This is a genomic window from Hydrogenophaga sp. ANAO-22, from assembly GCF_042466645.1.
In the GTDB taxonomy this organism is placed as follows: domain Bacteria; phylum Pseudomonadota; class Gammaproteobacteria; order Burkholderiales; family Burkholderiaceae_C; genus Hydrogenophaga.
Map to the genome: position 1 here is coordinate 4,390,628 of NZ_CP159956.1, position 19,095 is coordinate 4,409,722.

General features: G+C 60.8%; 16 protein-coding genes and 1 pseudogene. 1 reads left to right on the forward strand and 16 read right to left on the reverse strand.

Annotated elements, in window-relative coordinates; translation table 11 throughout:
• Positions 1-9 precede the first annotated feature (9 nt).
• The 10 genes from ABSY19_RS21190 to ABSY19_RS21235 are packed head-to-tail and all read right to left on the reverse strand — an operon-like array spanning position 10 to position 11,510.
• Positions 10-1,608, reverse strand: a complete 1,599-nt coding sequence (locus tag ABSY19_RS21190; protein ID WP_382155633.1) for an acyl-CoA carboxylase subunit beta — start codon at positions 1,606-1,608, stop codon at positions 10-12.
• 10 nt (positions 1,609-1,618) lie between these two features.
• Positions 1,619-2,119, reverse strand: coding sequence for a biotin/lipoyl-containing protein (locus tag ABSY19_RS21195; RefSeq protein WP_382155636.1), 501 nt, complete (start codon positions 2,117-2,119; stop codon positions 1,619-1,621).
• Positions 2,120-2,121: 2 nt separating this feature from the next.
• Positions 2,122-3,591, reverse strand: a complete 1,470-nt coding sequence (locus ABSY19_RS21200; RefSeq protein ID WP_382155639.1) for an acetyl/propionyl/methylcrotonyl-CoA carboxylase subunit alpha — start codon at positions 3,589-3,591, stop codon at positions 2,122-2,124.
• Positions 3,592-3,634: 43 nt separating this feature from the next.
• Positions 3,635-4,843 (reverse strand): ABC transporter substrate-binding protein, encoded by a 1,209-nt coding sequence (locus ABSY19_RS21205; protein WP_382155642.1) that lies wholly within the window; start codon positions 4,841-4,843, stop codon positions 3,635-3,637.
• 55 nt (positions 4,844-4,898) lie between these two features.
• Positions 4,899-6,101, reverse strand: coding sequence for an ABC transporter substrate-binding protein (locus ABSY19_RS21210; protein ID WP_382155645.1), 1,203 nt, complete (start codon positions 6,099-6,101; stop codon positions 4,899-4,901).
• A 41-nt stretch (positions 6,102-6,142) separates the two neighbouring features.
• Positions 6,143-7,189 carry a branched-chain amino acid ABC transporter permease gene (locus ABSY19_RS21215; RefSeq protein ID WP_177134658.1) on the reverse strand — a complete coding sequence of 349 codons (1,047 nt, stop codon included), beginning with the start codon at positions 7,187-7,189 and terminating at the stop codon, positions 6,143-6,145.
• Positions 7,189-8,061 (reverse strand): branched-chain amino acid ABC transporter permease, encoded by an 873-nt coding sequence (locus tag ABSY19_RS21220; RefSeq protein WP_182118913.1) that lies wholly within the window; start codon positions 8,059-8,061, stop codon positions 7,189-7,191. The genes ABSY19_RS21215 and ABSY19_RS21220 overlap by 1 nt, the downstream gene beginning before the upstream one ends.
• Positions 8,061-9,929 (reverse strand): long-chain fatty acid--CoA ligase, encoded by a 1,869-nt coding sequence (locus ABSY19_RS21225; RefSeq protein ID WP_056278268.1) that lies wholly within the window; start codon positions 9,927-9,929, stop codon positions 8,061-8,063. The genes ABSY19_RS21220 and ABSY19_RS21225 overlap by 1 nt, the downstream gene beginning before the upstream one ends.
• Positions 9,926-10,708, reverse strand: a complete 783-nt coding sequence (locus ABSY19_RS21230; RefSeq protein WP_056278265.1) for an ABC transporter ATP-binding protein — start codon at positions 10,706-10,708, stop codon at positions 9,926-9,928. The genes ABSY19_RS21225 and ABSY19_RS21230 overlap by 4 nt, the downstream gene beginning before the upstream one ends.
• Positions 10,709-10,718: 10 nt before the next feature.
• Positions 10,719-11,510 (reverse strand): ABC transporter ATP-binding protein, encoded by a 792-nt coding sequence (locus ABSY19_RS21235; RefSeq protein WP_008905448.1) that lies wholly within the window; start codon positions 11,508-11,510, stop codon positions 10,719-10,721.
• A gap of 627 nt (positions 11,511-12,137) precedes the next feature.
• On the opposite strand from ABSY19_RS21235, the pseudogene ABSY19_RS21240 reads away from it, so the two are divergent.
• Positions 12,138-12,596, forward strand: a pseudogene (locus ABSY19_RS21240) (IS30 family transposase); the annotation flags it as partial.
• A 133-nt stretch (positions 12,597-12,729) separates the two neighbouring features.
• Here the strand turns inward: ABSY19_RS21240 and ABSY19_RS21245 are convergent.
• The 6 genes from ABSY19_RS21245 to ABSY19_RS21270 all read right to left on the reverse strand — a co-directional run bounded on the left by ABSY19_RS21245 (position 12,730) and on the right by ABSY19_RS21270 (position 19,035).
• Positions 12,730-14,436, reverse strand: coding sequence for an electron transfer flavoprotein-ubiquinone oxidoreductase (locus tag ABSY19_RS21245; protein WP_382155648.1), 1,707 nt, complete (start codon positions 14,434-14,436; stop codon positions 12,730-12,732).
• A gap of 63 nt (positions 14,437-14,499) precedes the next feature.
• On the reverse strand, positions 14,500-15,009 hold the full coding sequence (locus tag ABSY19_RS21250; protein WP_322341346.1) for a MaoC family dehydratase: 510 nt from the start codon (positions 15,007-15,009) through the stop codon (positions 14,500-14,502).
• A gap of 144 nt (positions 15,010-15,153) precedes the next feature.
• A complete protein-coding gene (locus ABSY19_RS21255; protein WP_382155651.1) occupies positions 15,154-15,786 on the reverse strand; it encodes a TetR/AcrR family transcriptional regulator in 633 nt (210 codons plus the stop codon).
• Positions 15,787-15,881: 95 nt separating this feature from the next.
• Positions 15,882-16,673: a 2-ketocyclohexanecarboxyl-CoA hydrolase gene (gene badI, locus ABSY19_RS21260; RefSeq protein ID WP_127806045.1), complete on the reverse strand. Its 792-nt coding sequence runs from the start codon at positions 16,671-16,673 to the stop codon at positions 15,882-15,884.
• 59 nt (positions 16,674-16,732) lie between these two features.
• Complete coding sequence (locus tag ABSY19_RS21265) at positions 16,733-17,530, reverse strand: SDR family NAD(P)-dependent oxidoreductase (RefSeq protein WP_008905455.1); 798 nt, start codon at positions 17,528-17,530, stop codon at positions 16,733-16,735.
• 248 nt (positions 17,531-17,778) lie between these two features.
• Positions 17,779-19,035, reverse strand: coding sequence for an ABC transporter substrate-binding protein (locus ABSY19_RS21270; RefSeq protein WP_382155654.1), 1,257 nt, complete (start codon positions 19,033-19,035; stop codon positions 17,779-17,781).
• Between the last annotated feature and the right edge of the window lie 60 nt (positions 19,036-19,095).

A 19,095-nucleotide genomic window follows, 5' to 3' on the forward strand; every position in this document is an offset into this window, starting at 1 on the left:
GTTGTCCCTTCAGAATCGGAAAATTCCGTAGTGCGGGTCGGCGATCGGGGCGTGTGCGGCGGCTGAGAGTGCCATGCCCAGTGCGTTGCGGGTGTCAGTGGGCGCCAGCAGACCGTCGTCCCACAAGCGCGAGGTGGCAAAGTAGGCGTTGGATTCGCGTTCGGCCTTTTCGTACACGCGCTGGCGCAATTGCGCCATCTCGGCCTCATCGGGCGTGTGGCCCTTGCGGCGCAACTGGGCGATTTTCACGTCGGCGAGTGTGTTGGCGGCCTGATCGGGGCCCATCACCCCCATGTGCACGTTCGGCCAGGCCCAGATCATCCGTGGATCCCACGCCCGTCCGCACATGCCGTAATAGCCCGCACCGAAAGCTGCGCTGGTGATGACGGTGAACTTGGGCACCTCGCTGCCAGCCTGCGCCATCAACATCTTGGCACCGTCCTTGGTGATGCCTTCCATTTCGTAGTTGCGGCCGATCATGTAGCCGGTGGTGTTTTGAAGAAACACGAGCGGTGTACGGTTCTGATTGCACAGCGAGATGAAGTGCGCCGCTTTCTTGGAACTGTCGCTGAACAACACGCCGTTGTTGGCGAGGATGCCCACGCGGTACCCCCAGATGTAGGCGTAGCCGCAGATCAGCGTGGTGCCATAAGCGGGTTGGTATTCGTGGAAGCGGCTGCCGTCGACGATGCGGGCAATGAGTTCGCGCTGGTCAAACTGCACCCGGTGGTCGGGCGAGACGATGCCCAGCATTTCGTCGGGGTCGTAGTAGGGTGGCTCAGCATCGCGTTCTGGCAGGTAGCTTTTCGTCGCGGGCTTGAACTGCGCAACGATCTCGCGGCAAATCGCGATGGCGTGGGCCTCATTGTCAGCGGGGTAGTCGACCGTGCCGGATACCCGGGTGTGTAAATCACAGCCTCCGATCTCGTCGGCGGTGTGCTCCTCACCGGTGGCGGCCTTCACGAGCGGTGGCCCGCCGAGGAACACGCCGCCGGTGCCACGCACGATGATGCTGTAATCGCACAGCGCCGGGATGTAGGCACCGCCGGCGGTGCAGTGGCCGAACACCATCGCGACCTGCGGCACGCCGGCCTTGGACAGCAGGCATTGGTTGCGGAACACCCGGCCACCCTCGATGTACACGCCTGACAGTTCTTCAAGGAAGGCGCCGCCGCTGTCGCACAAATGCAGGACCGGCAACTGGTTCTCCAGCGCGATGTCCAGCAGTCGTGCCAGCTTGCGTGGCGTGAGCGTGTACCAGACACCGCCCTTGACGCTGGAATCGTCGGCGTGGATCAGCACCTCGCGGCCACTGACCACGCCCAGGCCAGTGACCACGTTGGCACCCGGGACCTCGCCGTTGTAGTCCTCGCAGGCAGCCAGCGCCGAGAACTCAAGAAAGGGCGTACCGGGATCTAGTAGCAGGTCCAGCCGTTCACGTACCAGTAATTTGCCCTGCGCGCGCACGCGCTTGATCTCATGCGGCGGACGTTGGTGGCGCGTGATTTCCATGCGCTCGCGAAAATTCGCGACGATGGCGCTCATGGCTTGATGGTTTCGCCGGAACGCTTCGGATGCGGTGTCGATGCGGGAGTCGATGCGTTTCATCAATCGGTTCTCAGGGGTCTTGCAGCGTCACGAGGGTGGACTTGAGAGCGAAGGTGTTGCCAACGGCAAAGTGCACAGTCTTGACCCGGGCGTCGCGCGGTGCCGTCAGCGTGGTTTCCAGCTTCATGCTTTCGATCACGACGAGCGGTTGGCCCGTGTGCACGGCATCGCCGGCTGCCACATGAACCGCGATCACCGTGCCGGGCATTGGCGCCTGCAGCAAGTCGGAAGCGGCACCGGCCCGGTCGCCGCCGGAGGCTGCGCTGAGATCGATCACCTCGACTTCAAGGGCACCGGTGGCCGCACTGTGCACGAATCGACTGTCGCCTTGCGCGGCGATCCAGACGGCTTGCGGGCGCTGATTCACGGTGACCCGCCAACGGCCATCAGGCAGCGTCTTCCCCTGCATCTCGAATTTGCGTTCGCCATGGCTGACGTGGAACACGCCATTCGCTCCACGTGTTACCACGAGGTCATGGACCTTGCCATTGATGACATAGCGGCGGCGCATCGTCAATTCCTCCAGGGTCCCATGGCGGCGTGCATCGCGGGAATGGAGTGAACGGCGCGCAACAGTTCGCGGTCGGCGAGCACCGCCGATGCCAGTACCAGGTCGATGTCATCGGGGGTGAGAGACTCGCGCAGCTCGTCGGCGCAGCGTGCCAGCATGCCGGTGTCGGCCTGCCCAGCACGGAACTCGGCATGGCGCAGTACCCGCGTGAGGTAGCGTGCGTTGGTGGTCAGACCCAACAGCACCGATTGCTCAAGCGCCAGGATGGAGCGTTCGATAGCCTGTGCACGCGTGTTTCCATGGCAAATAATTTTGGCGATCATGGGGTCAAATGCGGCAGTTACCGCCTGTCCTTCGCGCACGCCGGCATCAACCCGCACGCCGGGACCAGAGGGTGGTCGCCAGCACAGGATGTCACCGGTGGAGGGGCGAAAATCATGCTCGGCGTCTTCGGCGTAAAGCCTGCATTCGATGGCGTGACCAAGCTGCACGATGTCCGCCTGGGTGTAGCCGAGCGGCTCACCCTGGGCGACGCGTACCTGTTCGCGAACGAGGTCAAAGCCCGTCACCATTTCGGTGACCGGGTGTTCGACCTGCAGACGCGTGTTCATCTCAAGAAAGTAAAACTCGCCACCGGCGCCGTAGATGAACTCCACGGTGCCGGCGCCGCGATAGTTGGCGGCGCGGGCAATGCCGGCTGCGGCTTCGCAAATATCGTGGCGCTGCACCGGTGAAAGGGCCGGGGAGGGGGTTTCTTCAATGATTTTCTGGAAGCGTCGCTGCACTGAACATTCACGCTCCCAGAAATGCACCAACTGGCCATGCGCGTCGCCCATCACCTGCACCTCGATGTGCCGCGGGCGCTCCACATAGCGCTCGACAAACAGCCGACCGTCGCCAAAATAGCGCTCACCTTCGCGCCGTGCGGTCTCGATCTCGCGATCCAACACGGCGAGGTCACGCACGATTCGCATGCCCTTGCCGCCACCGCCGGCTGAAGGCTTGATCAGCAGCGGCGCACCGAGCGCCCTGGCGCGCTCGACGAAGCTGGCCGGGTCATCGTCCTCGATGGCGCTCGGTGCCACCGGAAAGCCGCGTTGGGCGACGAAGCTGCGCGCGCGCACCTTGTCGCCCATCAGTTCGATGCTGTCCGGACGCGGGCCAATGAAGACGATGCCAGCAGCTTCCAGCGCACGCGCAAACGCCGCGTTTTCAGACAGGAAGCCGTAACCGGGATGCAGCGCCTGTGCCCCACTGCGCCGACACGCTTCAACCAACTGCGCGATATCGAGGTAGGCCGCCACGGGCGTCAAGGCGTGCAATTCGACCGACTCGTCAGCCTCCAGCACGGCCGGGCTATCGGCGTCCACCGCGTGGTGGGCCACCACGGTGGCGAGCCCCATGCCCTTGAGTGTGTGCAGGATCCGCAGCGCGATCTCGCCACGGTTGGCGATCAGAACTTTTTGAAACACGGGCGGAACCAGTTGTACGGCGGGTGACGAACGGCGTCTGGTGTCAATCGAGCACGGGGATGGGTTCGGACACGCGCTCGAAGCGGGAGTTTTTGGCGTCCGAGCGCAACACGAGCACGCTGCTCGGCGAGTGCCGGTCATTGGGGCCGAAACTGATGGGAGAAGCCAGCCCATCGGTGCTGAAGTTCTTGGTTGTCTCCAGCTTCTCGACGACACAGGCGCGGGTCAGCGCCTTGCCACAGCGGCGGATCGCGTCTTCCATCAGCAGCGCACCGACGTAGGCTGTGATCGAATAGCGGTTGAGCGACTTCAACTCGTCGGCTGACAGATATTTCTGTGCCAACCCCATGAACTTGGCCATGCCTGGCACCGACAGGTCGGTCAGAGGCGGGACATAGTCTGCGACGAAGTAGCCGTCGCCCGCGGCACCGGCGAGCGCCTGAACAGGGGTCAGGTGGGCCGAGTGCACGGCAAGGAAGGTCAGCGACATCTGGTTTTTAGCGGCTTCCTTCATCAGCATCGAATGCTCGGCCACCACGCCGCCCGACGCGAGAAAGGTCGCTCCCACCTGCTTCAGACTCAGCATCTCAGCCGAGAAGTCCTTGGTGCCACGCTTGAAGGAGATCTCGGACACGCTGTTAAGCCCCAGATCCTTGATCGCCTTCTGGTAGCCGCAACGCACGTCGCTGCCAAACTCGTCATCCTGATAGACCAGCGCAAACTTCTCCTTTTGCAACTTCTTGCTAGCGACCATGTTTTTCATGGCGGAGCTCAACTCCTGACAATAGGTTGGCCCGATCACAAATACCGTTTTGTTCGGTGGAGTGAAGTGCGCTGCTGCCACGGCCATCGCGTTGATGGTTGGCAAGCCTTGCTCGTTGATGTAGGGCAGCATGGCTTGCAGCATCGCTGAGCCCGAGGTGCCGATGAGGCCGAAGATGCCTTCCACGTCGACCAGTCGCTTGACGCCTTGCACAGCACGCTGAGGCACATAGCCGTCATCTTCCTGGCGAATTTCCACCTTGCGGCCGTTGATGCCGCCGCGGGCGTTGACATCCTGCTCCCATACCCGCAAGGCAAGCATGTGGGCCTTGCCCAGCAGGCTAGGGGGGCCGCTGACGGGCGTCACCGAGCCGAGGACGATTTTGGAGTCGGTCACGCCGGGGTCGGCAGCAGCGGCGGTCGTGGCCGTCAGGCTGATAACCATGCTGAGCAGACTGGTGGCGGCATATCGAAAGTATTTGCGTGTCATGAAAAGGCACTCCTGGTTGAGTAATGGGGGAGGGGCTGGTGGCACGTCGTCTTGATTACTTGGAACTCAGAAATTCAGAGGCTCGCTCGAATTTCCCGGCGCTGGCATTCGCCTTGAGCAAAATGGGGCGGGTCCCCGACTGTCGAATATTGGGCCCGAAGGTCAAGGGGGCCATGATGCCGTCGCTGGTGAAATTGTTGGTCTGCTCGAGCTTTTCAACCACGCAGGCACGCGTGAGGTTTTTGGCACAGGCGTTGAGCGCTGATTCGAGCAACTGGACACCCACATAGGCGGTCAATGAATACCGGTTCATGTCCTTGACCTCATTGGCTGAAAAATATTTGTAGGTCAGTGCGGTGAGTTTGCCAATGCCCTGTGTTTGTGTGTCGGTCACTGGAGGCACATACTCGGCGACGTACACGCCGTCTGCTGCCGGGCCGGCCAGGGCCAGTACCGCAGGCAGATGCGAAGGGTGAGCGGCCAGGCGCACGGCTTGCATCTGGTTCTTCGCGATCTCTTTGAGCATGGCGGCGGTTTCGGTGATGATGCCGCCGGTCAGCACGAAGGTGGCGCCGGCGCGCTGCACGCTCAACACCTCGGCGGAAAAATCCTTCGCCCCGCGTTTGTAGGCAACTTCGATGCTGCTTTTCAAGCCGAGCTCTTTCAGGGCCTGTTCGTAGCCGCATTTGACGTCGGTGCCGTAATCGTCTTCCTGGAAGATCAGGCCGAACTTCGATCCCTGCAGCTTCTGGGATGTGACCAGATGCTTCATGCTGGCAGAGACCTCCTGGCAGTAAGTTGCCCCGATATTGAACAGCGTCTTGTGCGGTGGGTTGAAGTGGGCGCTGTTGACGGCGATATGGTTGATGGCGGGAATTTTCTGCTCGTCGATGATGGGCAGCATGGCCAGCAACTGCGACGAGCCGGAGGTGCCGATCAATGCAAAGATCTGTTCGACATCGATCAGTTTTTTGAGACCCTGAACGGTGCGCTGCGGCACATAGCCGTCGTCCTCGATGCGAATGTCGACTTTGCGTCCGCCGATGCCGCCGCGCGAATTGACGTCCTGCTCCCAAACTTTCAGGGTCGTGGCAATGGCCTTGCCAATGATGCTGGGCGGGCCGCTCAGCGGAATGACCGCGCCAAGCACGAGTTTCTCGTTCGTGACCCCGGGATCTGCCGCCAGTGCGCTGCCGAAGGTCAGTGCGGCGAGGGCGCCGAGGCAAAAGCGCTGGGTCAGCTTCTGTAGTGTTCGCATCGCAGGTCTCCTATGGAATAAGCAGCGCGTGTGCTGCGGGGTCAGAATCGGAAGGGCCAATGGGTCCAGTAATGCTTGATGTCGCGCCATCGCCCCATCAGGCCATCGGGCTCAAAACGCAGGAACAACACAATCGCGAGTCCATAAATGACGCCTTTGATCTCATAGGCGGCAGTGGAGCCCGACCCGCCGAAGCTGGCGCCGATCATGCCGAACACGAAGCCCAGGCTTTCGTTGAGCAGGACGATGAAAGCCGTTCCGAGCAAGGCGCCGGCTACAGAACCCAGGCCGCCGACGATGAGCATGGAGAGCGCCTCGATCGATATCAGCAGGCTGAAGCTGTCGACATTCAGGTAACGTGTGTAGTAGGCCAGCAAGCCTCCGGCGATGCCGGTGTAGAAGGCGCTGACCATGAACGCCAGCAACTTGTAGCGCACCAGGTTGACGCCCATGGCCTTGGCTGCGATGTCGTGCTCCCGAATCGCCAGGAACGCCCGGCCAATGCGGCTGCGCAGGATGTTCAGGGTGATGAAGGTGAACACCACCACAAAGCACAGCACCACGTAGTAGTAGCCACGTTCTGCCCCCAGCGCCTGACCGAACAGCGAGGGTTGCGGCACCGTCAAGCCTTCCGAGCCTCCGGTCAGGTCGCCACCGTTGAGGATCAGGTGGTTGATGATCACGGCAAATGCCATCGTCGTGATGGCCAGGTACAGCCCTTTGAGACGCAGCGAGGGTATGCCCACGATGATCCCGGCGATGGCCGCGCTCACGCCACCGGCGAAGATGGACGCCAGCATTGGCCAACCAAGTTTGCTGGCCACGATGCCGGCCGTGTAGGCGCCGACCGCCAGAAACCCCGAGTGCCCGAGCGAGATCAGCCCGGTGGTCCCGGTCAGCAGGTTCAGGCCCAACACCCCCACCGCTGTGATCAGCAGCAGCAGAATGACGGAGACATAGTACTTGGCCAGCAGCAGTGGCGCGGCCGCCAGCAGCGCCACCAGCAGACACGACCAGACGATGACAGGAACCGAGTCGGTCAGTGCCAGCAGCTGACGATAGTTTTGTTTGAAGTTTCCGCTACGCATCAGACACGCTCGATTTCAGGTTTGCCGAACAGGCCATAGGGTCTGACCATAAGGACGACGAGGATCAAAACAAAACCGGCGATCTCCTTCATGCCGCGGCCGATATAGCCTTCCGACAGATTCTCGACCACCCCGATCAGGATGCCGCCGAGTGCGGCGCCGAACACCGAGTCCAGCCCGCCCAAGATGACCGCGGGAAAGCTGCGCAGACCTGTCGTCCACATGCCGGGATTGACGTCGTAGACCACGCCGATCAACACGCCCGCAATGGCGGCGAGCCCCGCCGACAAGGCCCAGGACAAGGCGAAAATGCGCTTGACATTGATGCCCATCAGCAGGGCTGCAGTTTGCACGTTGGCGGTGGCACGCATGGCGATACCGACCCGCGAATAGCGAAAGAAGGTCCACAGGCCGAGCAGTACGGCCGCCATCAGCCCAACGGAATACAGCTGCGCCGGGTACAGGCCGGCCGGGCCGATCTTGATGACCTCCGTTGGCAGGCCGGCATTGAGCGGCATGGGGTCTGCGCCCCAGATCAGCACCACCACCGAGCGTAGGATCACGGCCAGGCCAATGGTCACCATCACCGTGGAAAACACCGGCTGACCAAGCATCGGACGGATCAGCAAGACCTCGATCAGCAGGCCAATCAGCACCGAGGCCGCGACAGTTGCTGCCAGCATGAGCCAGAAGCCAAATTGGAAGGTGCCGGCCAGGGTGAAGGCGATGTAGGACACCAGCATCATCAGCTCGCCCTGGGCGAAGTTCACCACGCCGGTGGCGCGGTAAATCATCGCAAAGCCCATGCCGATGAAGCCGTAGAGCAGGCCCACGGCGATGCCGGAAATGACCAGTTGCAGAAAATAGTCCATCAGCCCGCTCCTGCGCCGTAGATGATCGCGATCTCTTTCGCGAAGGTTTTTTCGATGACGTTGCGGCGCACCTTCTGGGTGGCGGTGAGTTCGCCGTCGTCGTGGTCGAGTTCTTTTTCCAGGATCAGGAACTTGCGGATGTTCTCGACCCGGGCAAACAGCTTGTTCACACGCTTGACGTCCTCGTCGATCAGTTCGCGCACCTCGGGCAGCGCGGCCAGGCTCTTGTAGGTGGTGTAGGCCAGTTTGCGTTCTTGTGCCCACTTGCCGACCGTTTCGTAGTCGACCTGGATCAGCGCCGCCAAATAGTGGCGTCCGTCGCCCAGGATGATCGCCTCGCGCACATACAGGCTGTCCTTGAGCGCGTTTTCGATCTCCGAGGGCGCGATGTTCTTGCCGCCGCTGGTGATGATGATGGCCTTCTTGCGGTCAACGATCATCAGCTCGCCGTTGTCAGCCAGCGCCACGATGTCGCCCGTGTGCAGCCAGCCGTCCACCACGGTCTTGGCGGTGGCGCCTTCGTCGTGGATGTAGCCCTTGAACACGGCGGGGTGCTTGACGACGAGCTCGCCGTCCTCCGCGATCTTCCAGTTCAGGCCGTCGATGGGCAGGCCGGTGGCGCCCAGTTTGATCGCTTTTTCATGCTGGAAGAAGATCACCCCGCCGGACTCGGTCATGCCGTAGACCTGGTACACCGGAATGCCGAGGATGCGGAAGAACTTCAGTACCTCGGGCGAGACGCTGGCGCCGCCACAGAAGCCGCACTGCATGCGGTCCAGGCCGACGAATTTCTGCAGATTGCGAAACATCAGCAACCACAGAACGAAGAAGTGCAGGCGATCCGACAGACTGCGCTGGCCCCCTTGCGCCTCGACCTTTTCGAACAGACGGCGCCCGGCATCGAAGCAGCGCTGGAAAGCCCAGCGCTGAAAGCGCGAGGCGTCCTGCATGCGGATCAAAATGCCTTGCTGCAGCTTCTCCCAGATGCGCGGCACGCCCAAAAACACCGTGGGTGCGATCTCGCGCAGATTGACGGCTACCGTGTCGATCGATTCGGCGTAATTGACCACGCCACCGGTGAGCAGGTGCATGACCGTCGAGAAGGCACGCTCGGCCACGTGGCACAACGGCAGGTAGCAGACCACTTCGTAGTTGTGCCGGTCGAGCTTGAAATGGGTTTTGAGCTTGTCAACGGTGACGATCAGGTTGCGGTGCGACAGCATCGCGCCCTTGGGCGGCCCGGTGGTGCCCGAGGTGTAGACCAGCATGCAGGTGTCATCGGGCTGGGTGTCCTCGATGGCACGATCAAAGGCGCTCGCGTGCTGGGGCGATGCCGCGGCGTTTTGGTCTCCTAGCTCAAGCACGTCCTCGAACGACATCAGCTTGTCGTGTTTGTAGCCGCGCATCCCCTTCATGTCGACGCAGATGATCTTCACCAGGTCGGGCAGGCCGGTGTCGTGCTTGGCCATGGCGTCGAGCACCTTGTCGACCTGTTCCTGATCGCCGCAGACCACGAACTTGCTGTTCGAGTGGTGCACGATGTACTGCAGTTCCGGCCACGGGTTGGTGGGGTAGATGCCCACCACGACACCGCCGATGGCTTGCGTGGCCAGGTCGGTGAACATCCACTGCGGACTGTCCTCGCTGGCAATCGCCAGCCGGTCGCCCTTGTCGAAGCCCAGAGACTTGAGACCGAGGGCGAAGCGGCGCGCCGTTTCGAAATAGTGCTGCCAGGTCATCCGGTTCCAGATGCCGTAATCTTTCTCGCGAAACGCGAGCGCATCCGGAAAGCGCTGTGCCCAGTGCTGGAGCAGCTTGGGGAATGTGGTGTTGCCGTCGCGAAGCAACGCGTCCAGGTTGTCGATCACGCGGCCTCCTTGGTTTTGCTGCCCAGGTAGGCGTCGATCACGGCCGGGTTGGCCGATATCTCGGCCGGCGTGCCCTCGCCGATCTTGCGGCCGAAGTTGAGCACGCAGACGCGGTCGGAGATGTCCATCACGATGCCCATGTCATGCTCGACCATGAGGACCGAAATGCCGAGTTCGTCGCGGATGTCCAGCACGAAGCGGGCAATGTCTTCGGTCTCCTCGCTGTTCATGCCCGACACCATTTCGTCCAGCAGCAGCAACTTGGGCTCGGTGGCCAGTGCGCGCCCCAACTCGACCCGCTTTTGCAGGCCATAGGACAGGGTGCCCACCGGCATGTCGCGAATTTCCTCGATTTCGAGAAAATCGATGATCTCTTCCACCTTGCGACGGTGTTCGAGCTCCTCGCGCCGCGCCCGTCCGAAGAACCACGAGGCATCCAGCACGTTGGTGGCCATGTGGCAGTGGCGGCCGACCAGCAGGTTGTCCACCACGCTGGCATGTTTGAACACCGCCAGGTTCTGGAAGGTCCGACCGATGCCGATGGCGGCCAGGCGGTGTGCCGGCATGCCGGTGATGTCGCTGCCATCGAAATGCACGGTGCCGCTGCTGGGCTTGACGACGCCGCTGATCATGTTGAAGGTGGTCGTCTTGCCGGCCCCGTTGGGGCCGATCAGGGAATAGATTTCACCGCGCCGAACGTGAAAACTGACACCGGCAACGGCTTCGACGCCGCCGAAGCGCTTGGACAGGGTTTCGACCCTTAACAATGTGTCGTTCATGTTTTTTTTCTCAGGACAGCCAGCGTTTGCGCCGCTTGTAATGCTTCACGTCGCGCATGTTCTTGCGCGATCCACCTTCGCCGAAGCCTAGGTAGAACTCTCGCACGTCGTCGTTGCGCAGCATCTTGTCGGCCTCACCGTCGAGCACCACGCGGCCGTTTTCCATGATGTAGCCATAGTCGGCAATGGCCAGCGCCATCTGTGCGTTCTGCTCCACCAGGAGAATGCCCATGCCTTCCTGGCGGCACAGGCGGGTGATGATGTCGAAAATCTCTTCGCTGATCTGTGGCGCCAGACCGAGCGTGGGCTCGTCGAGCATCAGCAGTTTCGGGGACGACATCAGCGCGCGGCCGATGGCCACCATCTGCTGTTCGCCGCCCGACAGGTAGCCCGACACCGTGCTGCGTTTTTGCACCAGACGCGGGAACAGCCCATACACCATCTCCATCTGGCGCCTGGCGTCGGTCAGACTGCGTGTGTAGCCGCCCATCACGAGGTTTTCCTCGACCGTCAACTGGTCGAACAGGCGGCGCCCCTCGGGCACCATGACCACGCCGGCGCGCACGATTTCGTCCGGCGCCAGGCCGGTCAGCTGGCGGTTTTCAAACGTGATCTGGCCACCCTTGATCTCACCGTCTTCCGGATACAGAACGCCAGAAATGCCTTTGAGCGTGGTTGATTTCCCGGCCCCGTTGGAACCGAGCAGGGCGACTATGCGACCTTTGCCGACGGCCAATGAGGCCTCTCGCACCGCCTCGATGGTGTTGTCGTAAACGATCTGGACATTGGTGAGATTCAGCATGACAGGCCGCTACTTGCGCTGTGCTGCGGCGACTTAACCATTGAACGGGTTTGCCGGTCGAGCGTAGTGGAGGGGTGCGCCAGGATGGCAGCCGCAGTCGTGCAGACCTTCGGCTCGGATGGGCCGGGTGCATGGGCGCGACCATGGTCTCTGGTTGCCAGGGTGCCGTTCGAGGGGGCAGTTAATTTTCTTAAAGGTTGTCCCGCGTTGGCCGTGTTGGGCAGCGTGCCTGCCATGTGCCTTGCCGTTCGGTAGGCGCGATGCCTTGTTTGCATGGCGTTAATCTAACGGTAGTTAGTCTGTCTTCAACTCGGGAAATCCCTATGCAGGTGCCATCAAGTCCGGGTGCAAGTGCGGGCGGGAACTTCTGGCCAGGTTCGCTTCAGCATGAATGCCGGTGGTTCACCGTCGGCGGATTCAAGACTGAAGTGCAACACCTGCCCCCGAGTACGGCCCGCAGATGCAAAGCAGCCCACCCAAGCGCAAACGACTACCTCGCAACAAAGGAAAAGGCCGAAGAGCTCAGATACTATTGCTCCGGCCCCATGAATTTTGAACTTTCGTGGATCGTTTGCCTGTGGCAGTCCGTCCACGACTCGCGACTTCAAAGGGCCGGATCAATAGATGGACATGGTGAGCATCCATGTGCGTCCGCCCGAGATTGAAGACCGGCAGTTGCCCGGGCACGGGGAGGGTGACCTGATCAAGGGTGCTGCGAACGCCCGCGCGGTGGGCACCCTGGTGGAGTGCACCAGTCGGGCTGCTCATGCTCATCAAGCTGCACGGGTTCAAGCCCGCCATCGCGGTCAATGTCCTGCAGGCCTTGTCTGACAAGCTGCTGAGGCTCGCTGAGCCTATGTGCCAGAGCATGACGTACGACCAGTGCCGGGAGAAGGCGATGCACAGTGAACTGAGCCGACGCACAGACATTGCGGTGTACTTCTGTTACCCCACAGCCCTTGGCAGCGAGGCTCTAACGAGAACTCCAACGAGCTGGTGCGCCAGTACCAACCCAAGGGCTCGGACCTCTCAGGGTACAGCCAGAAGCAGCTCGATGCGATTGCCGATCAGATCAACAACCCGCCCTGGACCTTGGAAGGGGTAGGGCGCACGATACCCCTCTGGCAGTCTATCGGGAACTCCTGCTCAATAGCACGCAACACCCACCCTCGTTCATTGAAACCCAGGGTATTGCACTTTAGATTTGAATCACTCTCGGCTACATTCCCGCGTAGTTCGGCCCGCCGCCGCCTTCGGGCGTGACCCAGACGATGTTCTGCGTCGGATCCTTGATGTCGCAGGTCTTGCAGTGCACGCAGTTCTGCGCGTTGATCTGCAGCCGGTCCGAGCCGTCGTCGTTCTTTACGAATTCGTAAACGCCGGCCGGGCAGTAACGGCTCTCGGGGCCGGCGTATTTCGCCAGATTGATCTGCACCGGCACGCTGGCGTCCTTAAGCGTCAGGTGCGCGGGCTGATTTTCTTCGTGGTTGGTGTTGCTGACGAACACGCTGAAGAGCCGGTCGAAGGTGAGCTTGCCGTCGGGCTTGGGGTAGCTGATCTGCGGCATCTCGGCGGCCGGGCGCAGGCTGGCGTGGTCGGCCTGGGTGCGGTGGATCGTCCAGGGCGGACGCTTGATGCCAAGCCTGGGCAGCAGCCACTGTTCAATGCCGGTCATCAGGGCGCCGACGAGGCTGCCCTTCTTGAACCACTGTTTGAAGTTGCGCGACTGGTCGAGTTCGGTGTGCAGCCAGCTGTTTTCGAACGCAGCGGGGTAGGCTCTGAGTTCGTCGCCGCTGCGTCCGGCGGCCAGGGCTTCAAACGCGGCTTCGGCGGCCAGCATGCCGCTCTTGATGGCGGCGTGGCTGCCTTTGATGCGTGCGGCGTTCAGGTAGCCGGCATCACAGCCGATCAGCGCGCCGCCCGGGAACACGGTCTTGGGCAGGCTGAGCAGGCCACCAGCGGTGATGGCGCGCGCGCCGTAGCCGATGCGCTTGCCGCCTTCGATGTGGGCGCGAATGGCGGGGTGGGCCTTCCAGCGCTGCATTTCCTCAAAGGGGCTGAGCCATGGGTTCTTGTAGTCGAGCCCGGTGACGAAGCCCAGCGTGACCTTGTTGCCTTCCAAGTGGTAGAGAAAACCGCCGCCGTAGGTCTGGCTGTCCATCGGCCAGCCGGCCGTGTGCACCACCCGACCAGGTTGGGCGCGGGCCGGGTCGATCTCCCACAGTTCCTTGATGCCGATGGCATGGCTTTGTGGATCGCGGCCTTCGTCGAGCTTGTATTTCATGATGAGCTGTTTGCCCAGATGGCCGCGCGCGCCTTCGGCAAAGATGGTGTATTTGGCATGCAACTCCATGCCGAGCTGGAAGCCGTCGTGCGGCAGGCCGTCCTTGCCAATGCCAAGGTTGCCGGTGGCGACACCCTTTACCGAAGGTAAATTCCCGCTCTCCGAACCGTTGTCGTTGTACAGCACCTCGGCGGCTGTGAAGCCGGGGAAGATTTCCACGCCCAGGGCTTCCGCCTGCTCGCCCAGCCACTGGGTCAGGGCGCCCAGGCTGATGACGTAATTGCCCTCGTTGTGGAAGCAGTCGGGCACCAGGAAGTTGGGCGTGCGCCTGGAGCCGGTTTCGCTCAGGAAAAGCACGTCGTCACCGGTGACGGGTTGGTTCAGCGGTGCGCCCAGCTCCTTCCAGTTGGGGAAGAGTTCGTTCAGCGCGATGGGGTCCATGACCGCGCCGGAGAGAATGTGAGCACCGGGCGCGGAGCCTTTCTCCAGCAGCACCACGGAGACGTCCGCGCCCTTTGCTGCCGCGAGCTGCTTGAGGCGGATGGCTGTGGCCAAACCGCCGGGGCCGGCACCCACCACCACCACGTCGTATTCCATCGCCTCGCGCGGGCCGTATCGTTCGAGCAGGGAGGTGGGCTTCATGCGGAGAGGGTCAAAAAGGTGGCGACCCTGGGGCCGAAGTTGACGAAAAAAAGGCGGGGGGGGTCAGGGTCGGTTGTCGACCGGCAGCGGCGGTGCGGTGCGCGGTGCGCCGTCACGTTTGTAGACCATCACCGTGCGTTTGAAGGTGCAGACAATGACGCCGCTCTGGTTATAGCCTTCGGTGCGCACCGTGACGACGCCGACATTGGTTCGCGACCGCGACTCGCGCCTGTCCAGCACCGTGGAACGTGAATAGAGCGTGTCGCCTTCAAACACCGGATTCGGAAGTCGAACTTCGTCCCACCCCAGGTTGGCCATGACGTTTTGCGAGACATCGCTCACCGTCTGCCCCGTCACGAGGGTCAGCGTGAGGCAGGAATTGATGAGCGGACGGCCGAACTCCGTCTGCGCGGCGTAGTGGGCATCGAAGTGCAGCGGAGCCGTGTTTTGCGTCAGCAACGTGAACCAGATGTTGTCGTTCTGGGTCAGTGTGCGACCGAGGCCATGCCGATACTCGTCGCCGACCTCGAAGTCTTCATAGAACCGGCCGCGCCACCCTTCCTTGACAGTCATTTTTTGATCCTTCGGTGTGTTGTTCAATTTGCGATTTCCAAGATGCAGTCGGTTGGCGTGCCACTGAGCAACGTCGGGGACATGGGGACCATGGTTGTCCGTCTCTCGGCCCGGCCTTTTGAAGTTGCCGGCAATGCATTGCGGCTATGCTTTGTCATGCATGAGGATTCCATCGAACACGATCGCTGTGATTTGCCGTGAGAAGTCCTGAAAAGAGCCGCGTTGGGGGTTGTACCATTCAACGGTCCAGTTCAATGCCCCAATCACGAAAAGCCGAATCATGGCTGTGCTGGTGTCCTGGCGCAACTCGCCGCTGGCGAGCGCTGATTCGAACAGCCGATCCCAATAGTCTGCGTAAGCCCGCCGCACGATCCGGTGGCGATTTTTTGCGCTGATGGGGATTTGGCCGTAGATGCGGATGTTGGCTGACGTAAAGTCGCCATAATGCAGCATTCCCCAGAGATGGCCTTCAATGCCAGCGGCGATTCGGTCTCGCCAGGGTGCACTTTCGGGAAGAGCCGCAACACGGGTGCGCACGGCATCGGCGACGATGGTGATACCTTTGTCCAGTACCTCGCCCAAGATCTGCTCTTTCGATTCGAAGTGATAGTAGATGCTGCCGGCTTTGACGCCGGCAGCATCCGCAACCTCGCGCAAAGTAGTTGCCGCATAGCCATGATGCCTGAACAGCCGTGCAGCTTCGAGCAGCACCCGTTCACGTGTAGCGGGGCCATCTGCGTTATTGTTGCTGAGCTTTGCTTCTGTACTTGGCTTCATAATGACCGATAGTTAGATCCAAAAAAGCGAATCGTATCAAACTTGGCTTTGGTCGAAGGGGCAGACTCGTGCACTGGCGCGTCGCAAGTAGTTGCTCACTTGCTCCCGTTGGTCCACTGCCTGAAATCAGGCCGGCGTTTTTCCAGGAAAGCGCTCACGCCTTCTTTGGACTCTGCCGTGTCGTAGTACAGGCTCAGCGCTTGAAGTCCCAGGCTGCCGATCCCGCGAATGTGCTCGGTGGATGCATTGAACGAACGTTTCGCGATCGCCAGAGCCGTCGGACTTTTTTCGACAATTTCCTTGCACCAGCGGGCGACTTCGGCGTCGAGCTGGTCGTGGGGCACGACGGTGTTGCACAGACCCATGGCCAAGGCCTCTTGTGCACTGTAGCGGCGGCACATGTACCAGATCTCGCGGGCTTTCTTTTCGCCAACCACATGGCTCAGGTAAGCCGTGCCCCAGCCAGGGTCGACCGAGCCTACTTTCGGGCCGACTTGGCCAAACACGGCCTTTTCCGAGGCAATGGTCATGTCGCACAAGGTGGCCAGGACATTGCCGCCGCCAATGGCGTAACCCTGCACGCGGGCGATCACGGGCTTGGGCACGTCACGAATGGCGCTGTGAAACTCTTCCACCGGGATACCGATGGTGCCCCGGCCGTCGTACTGCCCGGCATGAGCCGACTGATCGCCGCCGGTGCAGAAAGCACGGTCACCCGTCCCGGTGAGCACAATGGCGGCGATTCGCTTGTCCCAGCCTGCTTTCATGAATGCCTGCAGCAGTTCCTCGACGGTCTGGCCGCGAAACGCATTCATCACTTCGGGGCGGTTGATCGCGATGTAGGCCACCGAGTCGAGTTCTTCGTAGAGGATGTCCTTGAATTCCATGGGTTTTCCTTTTTGTCTGTTATTTCAATGCCGCATGTCTTTCGACCGTGCCCGGGCGTTTACCCAATCATGCTGTAACCACCAGACACTGAAAGAACCTGCCCGGTGACATGGCCCGCAGCCTTCGCTGAAGACAGGAAGACGACGGCATTGGCAATATCCTGCGGCCGTCCCACCTTGCGCAACGGCAGCGCCTTGGCGACTTTTTCCAGTTGCTCCGGCGTGAACATACTGTCGGCATCAATCCACATGCTGCTTCCGCCCACTTCGTCGGTGGTACTGGGGATAGTGACGCCGGGGCATACCACGTTGCAGCGGATGCCGTAACGCCCGTTTTCCTTGGCGATCGTTTTCATGAAACTGTTGATGGCAGCCTTGACGCCGCCATACACCGCTTCACGTGGCTCACCTTGCCGACTGGCATCAGAGCTGATGGAGACGATTGAGCCGGCGTTGCGAGGAACCATGACTTCAAGCGCGGTCTTGGTGCAGTTGAGAACGCCGAGGTAGTTGATGTTGATGATCTTTTGCCACAGATCGGGGGTCGTCTGCGTGAAGAACATCAACTGGTCCCAGCCGACGTTGTTGACGAGGACATCGACGCCGCCGAACTTGTCCGAGGCTGCCTTGAACATGGCTTGCACCTGGTCAAGTTGGGTGACATCGGTCTTGACAACCTGCGCCGACGCCGCGCCGCTCGCCAGCGCGAGTTCTGCCGTCTTTTGCGCCTGACTTTCGTCGATGTCGCCGATGGTGATGTTGGCGCCTTCCGCGGCGAAGCCGAGCACGATGCCGCGGCCAATGTTCGAGCCGCCACCCGTGACGATGACCGATTTTCCTTTTAGTTCGAGATCCATACTGATTGCTCCTTGCGCTTTAGGCGCCACATTGGTGAGGATGAAATTATAACTATCTAACGATAGTTAGATTGCGGGCGAGATTTCCTGTGTTGGATGGTGCGCCTGGCAGCTACCACTGCAATCCACTGTGGCATAGGCTGCCACCTGTCGATTCAAGAGAGGGATGAAAATCTGAGAAACAAGATGGGATGGTTCACTATCAGTGCGCAACGCGTCTGACCGTGATCCATCCCAAGGGAAGGCAATTACTGTTTGTTCTTAGCGAACTCGCCAGATTCTTTCTTCACGGTGTCCTGGACCACGTCGTCATACGCCGAGAACCAGTCAGTCTGGGGCACCCACTTGGCGCCGTCCCACATGTCGATGCGGGTTTTGCCGCCGCCGCCATGGTCTTTGGCGGTCACCGTCACGGGGGCGATCAGGCCTTCGGCATCAAAGTTTTTCAAGCTTTCCAGTCCGCGCTTCATTTTGTCAGGGTTGAGGGGCCAGCCACTTTGTTTGATGGCTAGGCGAGCGCCTTCGAAAACGCTGGCATAGATGGCCAGACCGGTGTTGTAGTAAACATCGTTGAGATGCTTGCGGTCACCGCTGCCCTTGTTTTTCTCATACAGGTCCTTGATGATCTGCTGCATCAGCGGGTGGCTCTGTCCACCCGTCACGTTGGTGCCGCGCTTGAGGCCTTTTGCGTTTTCCAGACCAATGTTGGCAAGGTCAACTTCGTTGAGCCAATTGACGGAAATGTACTTGTCCATCGGGATGCCGTTGCGCTTCATTTCGCGCGAGGCGACGACGTGCATGCCGGCCAGGTTCCAGCTGATCACCCAGTCGGGGTTGTTGCGGCGGATCTGGGACCAAGCGGCGGCCTGGTCATTGCCCGGCATCGGGTTGGGAACCAACTGCAGGTCAAAGTCCTCTTTGGCCGCAAGTGTCTTCAACACGCCGATCGGTTCCTGCCCGAACGGATAGTCGGGGTAGATGAACGAAATCTTCACGCCCTTGAGGTTGTTGTTGGACTTGGTTTTGATGTAGTGGATATTGTTGGCCATTTGACCCCAGTAGGTGGGCCCAATGGGGAAAATCCACTTGAACACATCACCATCGACCGCATCGCCACGACCTACAAAGGATTGCACCATCACATTGCCATCCGCCATGGCGCGCGGCAGAACGGCGCGGGAAACCGGCGTGGACAGGAAATCAAAGGCAACGGCGCCTTCGCGTTTCATCTTTTCGTAGCACTCAATGCCACGCTGCGGCTCGTTGCCATGGTCTTGAACCAGTATCTCGATGGGGTGGCCTTCAATGCCGCCTTTCTGATTCAATATCTTGGCATAGTCATTCGCCGCCTGGGCAATTTGTGGCGTCACAAAGCCGTAGGATTTACTCAGGTCATAACAAAGCGCGAATTTGACGGGCTGGGCTGGTGCCTGCGCCTGCGCGGACTGCAGACCAGCCAGCGCCAATCCCAGGCCAGCAAGAATGGAAAGCTGTTTGATTTTCATGATGATGTTTCCTGTTTAGTTAGTACGGGGTGAAATGCAGTCTGTAGAAGACACGCCGTA